The organism is Xanthobacter autotrophicus (genome assembly GCF_030015065.1).
GTDB lineage: Bacteria > Pseudomonadota > Alphaproteobacteria > Rhizobiales > Xanthobacteraceae > Xanthobacter > Xanthobacter autotrophicus_D.
This window is the reverse complement of record NZ_JAIVFN010000136.1, coordinates 1-10,468: the sequence shown is the minus strand read 5'-3', so window position 1 is coordinate 10,468 and position 10,468 is coordinate 1. Positions and strand designations below refer to the sequence as shown.

Sequence of the window (10,468 nt, the reverse complement as noted above, 5' to 3'; positions counted from 1 at the left end):
GCCCGCCCCCGAGGACGCCGCCGCCGCCATCCTGCCCCTGTGCCTGCCGAGCTTCATGGAAACCGGCAGGCTCTACGACTTCCCACAGGGCCGGCTGCTGAGCTTCCAGATGCCGGCGTAAGGGAGCCTGAACGGACAGCAGGCGGGATGGCCGAGGCGCACCCGGCCATGATGTTTCCTTATGCCGTCGCCAGTTCCCCGGCCAGCGCCTTGCGGATCAGCTCCCGCGTCTCCGCCACGCCGTAGATCTCCACGAACGAGCCGAAGCGCGGCCCGCGCGCGAGGCCCAGCAGCACCTGGTAGAGGGTGTTGAACCACTCGATGGACACGCCCGGGCGCTCCGGGGTGGCGCCCTTCGCCTTCAGGTCCTGATAGCGCGGGATGGGGCGGGCCACGTCGTAGAGCGCGTTCTGGATGTCGTCCGCCGACGCGCCCGACGGCAAGGCCGCCAGCGCCGCGTCGAGCTTGGCCAGCGCCTCGCGCTCGATCTCGTCGGGGGCCCGGAACACCTTGTTCGGCTTGACGAAATCGTGGAAATACTTGACCGCATAACCCACCAGCTCGGCGAGCTTGGGATGGGTCTCGGCCGACACGCCGGGCACGTGGCGGCGGAGGAAGCCCCACAGCACGCTCTCGTCCTCCGTGTTGGAGGCGGAGGCGAGATTCAGCAGCATGGTGAAGGAAACCGGCATCTCCACCTTGGGCGGCAGGCCGCCATGGATGTGCCACACCGGATTGCCCAAGCGCAGCTTCCAGTCCTGTTCCTCATACTTGGCGAGGAAGCCGAAATAATCGTCCACGTTGCGCGGGATGACATCGAAGAACAGCTGCTTGCCCGAGCGGGGCGACTGGAACATGAACAGGCTGAGGCTCTCCGGCGAGGCGTAGGTGAGCCACTCCTCGATGGAGAGGCCGTTGCCCTTGGACTTGGAGATCTTCTGCCCCTTCTCGTCAAGGAACAGCTCGTAATTGAAGCCCTCCGGCGGCTCGCCGCCCAGCGCCTTGGCGATCTGGCTGGAGAGCTTGACGGAATCGATGAGGTCCTTGCCCGCCATCTCGTAATCGACGCCCAAAGCCACCCAGCGCATGGCCCAGTCGGGCTTCCACTGCAGCTTGCAGCCGCCGCCGGTGACCGGGACCGTCACCTTCTCCTTCGTGTCCGGGTCCTCGTAGGTAACGGTGCCGTGCTTCACGTGGTGCTCGAGGATCGGCACCTGGAGCACCCGCCCGGTGCGCGGGCAGATGGGCAGGAACGGCGAATAGGATGCCGCCCGCTCCTCGCGCAGGGAGGGCAGCATCACGTTCATCACCTTCTCGTAGTGATGCAGCACCTTCAGCAGCGTGGCGTCGAACCGGCCGGACATGTAGCAGTCGGTGGCCGACATGAACTCGTACTGGAAGCCGAAGGCGTCGAGAAACGCGCGCAGGCGGGCATTGTTATGCTCGCCGAAGCTGTCATGGGTGCCGAACGGGTCCGGGACCTTGGTCAGCGGCAGGCCGAGCGCCTTCTGCAGCATCTCCTTGTTGGGGACGTTGTCCGGCACCTTGCGCAGGCCGTCCATGTCGTCGGAGAAGGCGACGAGGCGAGTCTTCACCTTGTCCTGCGTCAGCACGCGGAAGGCGTGGCGCACCATGGTGGTGCGCGCCACCTCGCCGAAGGTGCCGATATGCGGCAGGCCGGAGGGGCCGTAGCCGGTCTCGAACAGCACCTCGTCCTTGGGGTAGCGCTTCAGCCGCTCCACCAGCTTGCGCGCTTCCTCGAACGGCCAGGCCGTGGCCGTCTCGGCGACGCGCTTCAGCTCGCCGGCGATCTCGGCCGGATCGGCGAAGGCGGACGAGGCAGAGGCGCCGGGCGGGACGGAGGACGGGGCGGCGGACATGGCAGGCTCCAAAAATGGAGCGCGAACTTAGGAATGTCGGGCGGTTGCGTCAACGCGCGCCCACCGAAACACCGCCTGCGACCGGGCGCGGCGGCGTCTCAATAGAAGCCGATGGGGAACCAGCGCAGATACAGGTCGGTATAGACGCCCTTCTCCCAGATACGCTGCAGGGCGAAATCCATGGCGTGGCGCAGGGTATCGTTGCCCTCCTTCACCGCCACGGAGAAGCCGTCGCCGAAGAAGCGGCTCTCGGTGAAGGGGCCGCCCACGAAGCGACAGCAACCGGCGCTGTCCACACCATTGAGCCACAGGGCAAGGGTGATCCCGTCGCCGAACAGGAGGTCCACCTGTCCCCCTTTCAGCGCCTCCTGCGCCGCCTTCAGGTCCGGATAGGAGCGGATGCCGGCTTCGTTGAAGAAGGAGCGCAGATAGGCCTCATGGGCGGTGCGGGCGACCACCGCCACCTTCTTGGCCGCCACATTCTCCGGCGTCGCGCTGTCCAGCGTCTCCTGCCTTTTGCCGACAAAGCGGGCCGGCGTGCCGAGATAGCGTTCGGAGAAGTCGAGCAGGGTGCGGGACTGGGGCGTCGCCACCAGGCCGGCGATGGCGGCGTCCGCCCGGCCCTGGTCGATGGCGTCGGTCAGGGCGTCGAAGGCGGCGGTCTGGAGCACGCAGGTCACGCCCAGCTCGGCGCAGACGGCGCGGGCGAGATCCACGTTGAAGCCGGAGAGCGCCCCGTCCGCGTTCAGGAAATTGAACGGCGGGTAGTCGTCGGTGGTGACGAAGCGCAACTCCTTGGGCAGGCGCGCGGCGTCGGGCCGCTCCAGGCGGCGTTCCACGTTCCAGAAATTGGGGATCGCGACGCCGCCGCTCACCTGTCCGCCGCGGCCCGTCCCGCCGCCGCTCTGCCCCCAGATGGGTGGCGGCCCCGACGGCTGCTGCGCCCCGGCCGCCGCCGGCAGGATCGCGAGCGCCAGCGCCGCGAAGAAAAGCCTCCCCAGGCCGCAGCCCGCGACGCAGGCCCGCAGGCGGGCGAAAAGGACTGGTAGGGCCATGTCGGCGTGTTTACCTTAGGGTTGCACTCGAAGGGGCGGCGCATGGTGGGGGATGCGCGGCCCGCCGGCAAGGGGTGGGCCAAGCCGCGGGCCGAGGAGCAAATTGCGCCGGAGAAGGGCGATGCGCGCGGCCGCCGCGCGGAACCGCAAGCCCTGTCTGCCGCCGATCCGCACGCGCCCTCCCCGCTTCCCGCCGAGCTGCTTGCCTTCATCGGCCATCTGTCGCAGGCGGAGCTTGACGCGGCGGCGCTGCGGGCCCGCCACATCGGCGTCGGCGCCGACCAGGTGCTCGTTGCCGGCGGGCGCGTGGAGCCGGCCGAGGCGACGGGCCGGCTCGCTGCCCATCTCGGCCTCGCCATCGCCCCTCCGGGATCCGGCTCAGCCCCCGGCGACGCCGCCACCGCCGAAGCCATGCTGCGCACCGGCGTGCGCGTCGATGCGGCGGACGGCGCCCGGCCGCGCTTCACCCTCGCCGCGCGCGGGCGCGACGTGCGGCGGCTGATCCGGGCGCTCCGGCGGGACCCCGGCCTTGCCGGACGGGTGCGCCTTGCCGAGCCGGGCGCCTTCCGCCGCGAGGTGATGGCCGCCGCCGGCCCGCTTCTGGCCGCATCCGCAGCGGCGCGGCTGGCTACCCGTCACCCGCTGAAATCCGCGGCCACGCTCGACACGAAACGCGCGCTCGGGCGCGTGGCGCTGGCCGTAGGCCTGCCGTTCCTCGCGCTGCTGGCGCTCGCGCCGGAACACGGATTGCTCCTCGTCCAGGCATTGCTCTCGCTGGTGTTTCTCGGCTGGGTATCAATCCGCCTCGCCAGCTGCGCCTACGATCCGCCCGCGGACCCGACGCCGGCCCTCCCCGTGCGGCAGCTGCCGGTCTATTCGGTGCTGGTGCCGCTCTATCGGGAGGCGGCAAGCGTGCCCCACCTCGTGGCCGCCCTCGGCGCGCTTGATTACCCGCCCGAGAAACTCGACATCAAGCTGGTGGTGGAGGCGGACGACGACGCCACCCGCGCCGCCATCGCCGCCATCGCCCTGCCAGTGCACATGGAAGAGGTGCCGGTGCCCGCCATCGGCCCGCGCACCAAGCCCAAGGCCCTGGCGGTGGCGCTCGCGGCGGCGCGCGGCAGCTTCGTCGCGGTCTATGACGCGGAGGACCTGCCGGAGCCGGACCAGCTGCGTCGGGCCCTGGAAGCCTTCCGCCAGGGCGGCCCGAACGTCGCCTGCGTGCAGGCGCGCCTTGCCGCCGACAATGCCGACGACAGCTGGATCGCCGCCTCGTTCGCCGCCGAATACGCCGCCCAGTTCGACGTGCTGCTGCCCATGCTGAGCGCGCTGGGCCTGCCGATCCTGCTCGGGGGCACCTCCAACCATTTCCGCCGCCGGGTGCTGGACGAGGTGGGCGGCTGGGACCCGTTCAACGTCACCGAGGATGCCGACCTCGGCATCCGCCTCGCCCGTGCCGGCTGGCAGACCCGGGTGATCGCGTCCACCACCTTCGAGGAAGCCCCGGTTACGCCTCGCGCCTGGCTCGGCCAGCGCACCCGCTGGCTCAAGGGCTGGGCACAGACGCTGCTGGTCCATCTGCGCCAGCCCCGGGCCCTGATGGAGGACCTCGGCACCGGCCCCGCGCTGGCGCTGCTGGTGCTCGCCGCCGGCCCGTTCGCGGCGGCGCTGGTCCATCCGTTCTGCGTCGCCCTGCTGCTGGCGGACCTGGTGCGCGGCGTCATCGGACTGCCGCGCGGCTCGCTTGCGGAGGTGCTCACCTCCGCCCTCACCTTCACCACCCTGTTCGCCGGCTATGCGGGCACCGCCGCCACCGCTTTCGTGGGGCTGCGGCGGCGCGCCCGCATGCCGGGCCTCAAGGTGGTGCTGGGCATACCCTTCTACTGGATGCTGCTGTCGGCGGCGGCATGGCGGGCGCTCGTCGAGCTGCTGCGCCGGCCCCACCACTGGCAGAAGACCGAGCACGGTGTCGCCCGCCACCGTGTGGCGCAGGCAGCCGCGCTACGCCGGAGCGGGTCCATGGGCGTTGCGAAGCGGCTCCCGGCCGGCCCCGCTCATGCCGCGGCCGCCAAGGCATAGACGCGCAGGCGGTGGCCATCGGGATCAAGCGCCAGGAAGCTGCGGCCGAAATCGAGATCGGTGGGCGGCAGGGCGATCCTCGCCCCACGCGTCAGCCATGCGGCGTGGGTGGCATCCACGTCGGCGGCGCGCGCCACCTTGAATCCCAATTCGCTCCCGCCGCCAGACGCCGTGGGCGCCGGCTCGACGCCGCTTGCTTTCCACAGGCCGAGCGCAAGCCCCGAGGGCAGCACCAGCAGCGCGAAGGTCGGGCTCACCTCCACCGGCTCACGCCCCAGCAGCCCGGCATAGAAGCGACCGCTTGCCACAGGGTCAGCAACATAGAGGAGAAGGTTGTTGGTCTCGGTCACGATTGGCTCCTGTCGATGTCGATCAGGAGCCCTGCCTACGGCACCATCCTGTCAGTTTCCGGCAGCATCGTGCACCCGGCCCTGAGCGTCACGCCACGCCTTCAGCAGCGCCTGCCGCCGCCTGGGATAGCGGGCATCGAGCAGTTCGGCCTCATGGATGCGGTCGGTGCGGAAGCTGCGGAAGTCGCCGCGCAGCTCGCACCAGCCGATCAGCACCCGCACCTGATCGAAGAACGCCAGCGCAAAGGGCCAGACGACACGCTGCGAGAGCGTGGCAGAGGCATCGCTGTAGGCAAGCCGCAGCTTCCGCTCGGTCCGGATCGCCTTGCGCAGCAGGGCCGGATCAATCGTTTCGCCCGGGATCATCGGGCCGGGACCGATGAGCAGGGCCGAGGCCTCCAGTTCTTCCCGCAGATCGGGCGGAAGCACCGCCGAGATGCGCGTCAGCGCGCTGCGGGCCGCGGTGCCGAGCCTGCCGTCGGCGCGTTCGGCCACCCAGCGTGACCCCAGCGCCAGCGCTTCGATCTCCTCGAGCGTGAACATGAGGGGCGGCAGGAGGAACCCCGGCTTCAGCACATAGCCGACGCCCGGTTCGCCCTCGATGTGCGCGCCCTGCGCCTGAAGGCTGGCGATGTCACGATACAGCGTGCGGATGCTGACGCCGATCTCCTGCGCGAGCACCCTCCCGCTCACGGGATGGCGGTGGCGACGCAGGACGTCGAGCAGATCGAAAAGGCGTTCGGAACGGGACATGAGCACACGTCTGCGGGCGGCCGTGGCCAGTTCAGGGCGGCAGGTGCCGCGTCCGGGCGCAGCTTTCAGCAGGTCCGGCCGGCGTCAGGCCTCAAAGATAGCGCTTCAGCTCCGCCGCCGCCTCGGCCGGCGGCCGCTTGGAATTGAACGGGGCGACGAAGCTGCCGTTCTTGTCCATGAGATAGACCACGGCGGTGTGGTCCATGGTGTAGTCCCCGTCCTTCAGCGGCACCTTGCGGGAATAGACGCGGTATTCCTTCTTGATGGCATCCACCGCCTCCGGCGTGCCGGTGAGGCCGCGGATCTGCGGGGCGAAGCTCGAAAGATAGGATTTCAGCGCCTCCGGCGTGTCCCGCTCGGGATCCACGCTCACGAAGAAGACCTGCGCCTTGTCGGCGTCGGGGCCGAGGGCGGTCAGGATCTCGGACATCTCGAACAGGGCGGTGGGGCAAACATCCGGGCAATGGGTGAAGCCGAAGAAGATCAGGCTCGGCTTGCCCTTGAGCGCGGCTTCCGTGACCTGCGCGCCGGTCTGGTCCACGAGGCGGAACGGCCCGCCCACCGCGGCGGTGCCGGTGCTGGTGACAGTGCCGGCGATCTGGGGCCTGGGCCCGCCCATCAGGAACGTGGCGGCGATGACCATGACGAGGGCGCCGGCCGCGAAGGCACAGAACAGCGCGATGATCTTCGTGCGTTGCGACAGCTTGATCTGCGACATGGGCTGGCGATCCTGGCCTTTGCGTTCCGGAGCGCCGCCACGACGCCCGCGGGGAACCGGCGCGGCGCTCGAAAGTGAGGGGTCACAGGCAGGCGGCGATGCCCGCGCTCATGAGGTCGAAGAAGACGGTGGCACCGTGACGCGCCCACAGCAGGGCGGCGGCGGCGAACAGCGCCACGGCCACGGCCACGCTTCCCGCCACCGCGAGGCGCACGCCGAGCGGCCCGCGGCCGAACCGCGACCCGGCAGGCTCCGACCCGCCCGCATCCGGCCGGCGCGCGGCGGGACCGGCGCTGTCGTCCATCTGGCGGGGAAGGGTGAGGGCCATGATCGTTACCTGTCCCGGCGGCGGTCCGAGCCGGCGGATCCGCAGGCTCGGAGCGGAAGATAGCGCGGGCGCCGGGGCAAATCCAACCGCAGCCGGCTCACCGCTGCGTGACAGGGCGACGCGCCGGCGACCGCTCCCCGGGGTCCTGCGCTCTTGTTCCGGGCGCCCCCCTCGGGCATCGTGCGCGCCTTTGCGGGGGCGCCAGCCCGCGCGGACCGCTCCAAGGACCCTTCCATGTCGCCCTCCCCCCGCCCGCTCCAGCCTGGCGACCATGTGTTCCTGGTGGATGGCTCCTCCTTCGTGTTCCGGGCCTATTTCCAGTCCATCAACCAGGACCGGAAGTACAATTTCCGCTCGGACCGGCTGCCCACGGGGGCGGTGCGGCTGTTCTGCACCAAGCTGTTCCAGTTCGTGCGCGACGGGGCCGTGGGCATCAGGCCGACCCACCTCGCCATCATCTTCGACAAGTCGGAGGATAGTTTCCGCAAGGAGCTTTATCCCGACTACAAGGCCAACCGCTCAGATCCGCCGGAAGAACTGATCCCCCAGTTCCCGCTCATGCGCGAGGCGGTGCGCGCCTTCGGCCTCATCCCGGTGGAGCAGGCGCGCTACGAGGCCGACGACCTCATCGCCACCTATGCCGACCAGGCGGTGAAGGCGGGGGCGGACGTGCTCATCGTCTCCGCCGACAAGGACCTGATGCAGATGGTTGGCCCCAAGGTCGCCATGTACGACCCCGCCTCCGGCGAGAGCGGCGGGCGCGGGGCGCGGCCGGAGCGGCGCATCGGCCTCGGCGAGGTGCTGGACTATTTCGGCGTGCCGCCCGAGAAGGTGACGGACGTGCAGGCGCTGGCCGGCGATTCCACCGACAACGTGCCGGGCGTGCCCGGCATCGGCATCAAGACCGCGGCCCAGCTCATCGGCGAGTATGGCGACCTCGAGACCCTGCTCGCCCGCGCCGGCGAGATCAAGCAGCCCAAGCGGCGGGAATCCCTGCTTGGCAATGCCGAGGCGGCGCGCATCTCCAAGCAGCTGGTGACGCTGGTGCGCGACGTGCCCGTCGAGGTGCCGCTGGAAAACCTCGTGCTGGAGGCGCCCGACGCCCGGCAGCTCATCGCCTTCCTGAAGGCCATGGAGTTCACCACCATCACCCGCCGGGTCGCCGAGGCCTATGGGGTGGAGGCCGCCGAGGTGGAGCCGGATCCCCGGCTTGCGCCCACGGGCGGCCTCTTCAGCCCCGGCCCCGCCGAGGCGGAGGAAGCGCCCGCCCCCGGAGCCGAAGCCGCCCCGGCCTCGGCAGTGGCCAAGGCGATGGACGGCACGCTCCACCCCGCCGACCTCGCCCGCGCCCGCGCCGAGGAAGGTCGCGCCACCCCGGTGGACCGCAAGGCCTACCGCACCGTTCTCGACCTCGCCGAGCTGAAGGCGTGGTGCGCCAAGGCCCAGGACCAGGGCCTCGTCGCCTTCGACACCGAGACCAACTCGCTCGACCCCATGCAGGCGGACCTCGTGGGCGTCTCGCTGGCGCTGTCGCCCAACGAGGCCTGCTACATCCCCCTCGCCCATGCCGGGGCGGGCGACGGCCTGTTCAGCGAGGGGCTGCTGCCGGGCCAAATCCCGCTCGCCGACGCCATCGCGGCCCTCAGGCCGGTGCTGGAGGACAAGGGCACCCTGAAGGTCGGGCACAATGTGAAATACGACCAGCTGGTGCTCGCCCGCCACGGCATCGACGTCGCGCCCTTCGACTGCACCATGTGCATGTCCTACGCGCTGGACGCCGGCAAGAACGGCCACGGCATGGACGAACTGTCCGTGCTGCATCTCGGCCACCAGCCCATCGCCTATGCCGACGTGACCGGCAAGGGCAAGGGCAAGGTGACCTTCGACAAGGTGGCGCTGGAGCCCGCCACCCACTATGCCGCCGAGGATGCCGATGTGACCCTGCGCCTGTGGCAGGTGCTGAAACCCCGCCTCGCCGCCGAGGGCAAGACCACGGTCTACGAGACCCTGGAGCGCCCGCTCATCGCCGTGCTGGCGCGCATGGAGAGCCGGGGCATCTCCATCGACAAGGCCATGCTGGCGCGCCTCTCCTCCGAGTTCGCCCAGGGCGCGGCGCGCATCGAGGACGAGATCGCGGAGCTGGCCGGCGAGCGGCTGAACGTGGGCAGCCCGAAGCAGATGGGCGACATCCTGTTCGGCAAGATGGGCCTGCCCGGCGGCACCAAGACCGCAACCGGCATGTGGTCCACCAAGGCCACCGCGCTGGAGGAGCTGGCCGAGGCCGGCCACAAGCTGCCGCAGAAGATCCTGGAATGGCGCCAGCTCTCCAAGCTGCGCTCCACCTATACGGACGCCCTGCCGAACTTCGTGAACCCGCAGACGAAGCGCGTCCACACCTCTTACGCGCTCGCCGCCACCACCACGGGGCGGCTGTCCTCCTCCGACCCCAACCTCCAGAACATCCCCATCCGCACCGAGGAGGGCCGCCGCATCCGCCGCGCCTTCGTGGCGGAAGACGGCAACCTTCTGGTCTCGGCGGACTATTCGCAGATCGAGCTCAGGCTGCTCGCCGAGATCGCCGAGATCCCGGCCCTGCGCGATGCCTTCACCGAGGGGCTGGATATCCACGCCATGACCGCGTCCGAGATGTTCGGCGTGCCGGTGAAGGACATGCCGGCCGAGGTGCGCCGGCGCGCCAAGGCCATCAATTTCGGCATCATCTACGGCATCTCGGCCTTCGGCCTCGCCAACCAGCTGGGCATTCCGCGCGAGGAGGCGGGGCAATACATCAAGCGCTATTTCGAGCGCTTCCCCGGCATCCGCGACTACATGGAGGAGACCAAGGCCTTCTGCCGCGAGCACGGCTATGTGGAGACCCTGTTCGGCCGGCGCTGCCATTATCCGGAGATCGCGGCCAAGAACCCCTCCATCCGCGCCTTCAACGAGCGCGCCGCCATCAATGCGCGCCTCCAGGGCACGGCGGCGGACATCATCCGCCGCGCCATGATCCGCATGGAGCCGGCGCTGGTTGAGGCGAAGCTCTCCGCCCGCATGCTGCTGCAGGTGCACGACGAACTGGTGTTCGAGGTGCCGCAGGCCGAGGCGGAGGCCACCATCCCCGTGGTGCGCGAGGCCATGGAGGGCGCCGCCGCGCCCGCCGTCACCCTCGCCGTGCCGCTGAAGGTGGACGCACGCGCCGCGAAGAACTGGGAAGAGGCGCACTGAGGGGGCGTCCGGTGTCCCGGCCGACTCAAGTTCTGGAGCCACCGCGCCCCCTCTCCCGCTTGCGGGGGAGGGTTGGGGAG

The 10,468-nt window shown here is 70.1% G+C and carries 8 protein-coding genes; 2 read left to right on the top strand and 6 right to left on the bottom strand.

The genetic code is table 11. The features are described 5' to 3' along the window. Nucleotides 1-179: 179 nt before the first annotated feature. Complete coding sequence (locus K9U40_RS19925; RefSeq protein WP_282891864.1) at nucleotides 180-1,880, bottom strand: lysine--tRNA ligase; 1,701 nt, start codon at nucleotides 1,878-1,880, stop codon at nucleotides 180-182. A gap of 98 nt (nucleotides 1,881-1,978) precedes the next feature. Next, on the bottom strand, nucleotides 1,979-2,935 hold the full coding sequence (locus K9U40_RS19920) for a transporter substrate-binding domain-containing protein (protein WP_282891863.1): 957 nt from the start codon (nucleotides 2,933-2,935) through the stop codon (nucleotides 1,979-1,981). 42 nt (nucleotides 2,936-2,977) lie between these two features. On the opposite strand from K9U40_RS19920, the gene K9U40_RS19915 reads away from it, so the two are divergent. Then, nucleotides 2,978-5,014, top strand: coding sequence for a glycosyltransferase (locus K9U40_RS19915; RefSeq protein WP_282891862.1), 2,037 nt, complete (start codon nucleotides 2,978-2,980; stop codon nucleotides 5,012-5,014). Here the strand turns inward: K9U40_RS19915 and K9U40_RS19910 are convergent. From K9U40_RS19910 to K9U40_RS19895, 4 genes are all read right to left on the bottom strand, one after another. Then, nucleotides 4,990-5,364, bottom strand: a complete 375-nt coding sequence (locus K9U40_RS19910) for a VOC family protein (RefSeq protein ID WP_282891861.1) — start codon at nucleotides 5,362-5,364, stop codon at nucleotides 4,990-4,992. The two genes, K9U40_RS19915 and K9U40_RS19910, sit on opposite strands and share 25 nt — an antisense overlap. A gap of 51 nt (nucleotides 5,365-5,415) precedes the next feature. Continuing rightward, nucleotides 5,416-6,117 (bottom strand): helix-turn-helix transcriptional regulator, encoded by a 702-nt coding sequence (locus K9U40_RS19905; RefSeq protein ID WP_282891860.1) that lies wholly within the window; start codon nucleotides 6,115-6,117, stop codon nucleotides 5,416-5,418. A 91-nt stretch (nucleotides 6,118-6,208) separates the two neighbouring features. Then, nucleotides 6,209-6,835 (bottom strand): SCO family protein, encoded by a 627-nt coding sequence (locus K9U40_RS19900; RefSeq protein ID WP_282891859.1) that lies wholly within the window; start codon nucleotides 6,833-6,835, stop codon nucleotides 6,209-6,211. Nucleotides 6,836-6,917: 82 nt separating this feature from the next. After that, a complete protein-coding gene (locus K9U40_RS19895) occupies nucleotides 6,918-7,163 on the bottom strand; it encodes a hypothetical protein (RefSeq protein ID WP_282891858.1) in 246 nt (81 codons plus the stop codon). Nucleotides 7,164-7,397: 234 nt separating this feature from the next. Between K9U40_RS19895 and polA the strand changes: the two genes are divergently transcribed. Continuing rightward, nucleotides 7,398-10,388 (top strand): DNA polymerase I, encoded by a 2,991-nt coding sequence (gene polA / locus K9U40_RS19890; RefSeq protein ID WP_282891857.1) that lies wholly within the window; start codon nucleotides 7,398-7,400, stop codon nucleotides 10,386-10,388. The last annotated feature ends 80 nt before the right edge of the window (nucleotides 10,389-10,468 follow it).